Here is a 637-nt window from a genome sequence, read left to right as displayed (position 1 = left end):
TGCACCATAGCATATAAAACCATCAACAAAATCCACGATGTCATTTACGCTGTCATTATTTCCCGAAAACAGCAGTAGGTTGGCCGGTGTATTTTTTAATACTTGGGTTACGCCACGAATAAACTGACTTGCGACTGGATCGCTTACCATATAGTCAAGGCTGTCAGGTAAGATCAAGGCCACAATGTTGCTCTTTCCACGTCGTAATGAGCGTGCCGCCTTATTTGGCCCCATGTAGCCCATTTCTTCACAGGCTTTTAATATTGCCTCTCGTTTCTTCGCTGAAAGTTGATCGGGCCGATTAAACGCATTGGAAATGGTGGCCGTAGAGACATTAAGACGACTCGCGACCTCTTTTATCGTTAATTTTGATGTTGTCACACATTACCTTTTTAAATGAATGCAGCTAAACACCTTAGCCAACCCATACCTTACTCACTGTACAGTCATGGTCAAGATGTCGCTGCATCAAAAAACAATAATGGTGGTTTACATGAGGGAAGCCAATGACAGGGTGTCAGTCCCTTTTTCATCCACCAACGTCAGTTCAGCGTTAAGGGTGGTTATGTCCGCCGTTAACGTGGCGCTATTCTGCTGGTGTTGCCAATTTAAGGTGAGTTGGTCATCGGTGTATGCC

General features: G+C 44.6%; 1 protein-coding gene. It reads right to left on the bottom strand.

The window, feature by feature from the left end:
- Window positions 1–381 (bottom strand): LacI family DNA-binding transcriptional regulator (locus tag V5298_RS14290; RefSeq protein ID WP_332932124.1); only part of this gene is annotated, 381 nt, incomplete at its 3' end.
- Window positions 382–637 lie beyond the last annotated feature (256 nt).

This window comes from Alteromonas sp. 14N.309.X.WAT.G.H12 (assembly GCF_036697315.1).
Taxonomy (GTDB): Bacteria; Pseudomonadota; Gammaproteobacteria; order Enterobacterales; family Alteromonadaceae; genus Alteromonas.
The sequence above is the reverse complement of the archived record's forward strand: the minus strand, read 5'-3'. Positions and strand labels throughout refer to the sequence as shown.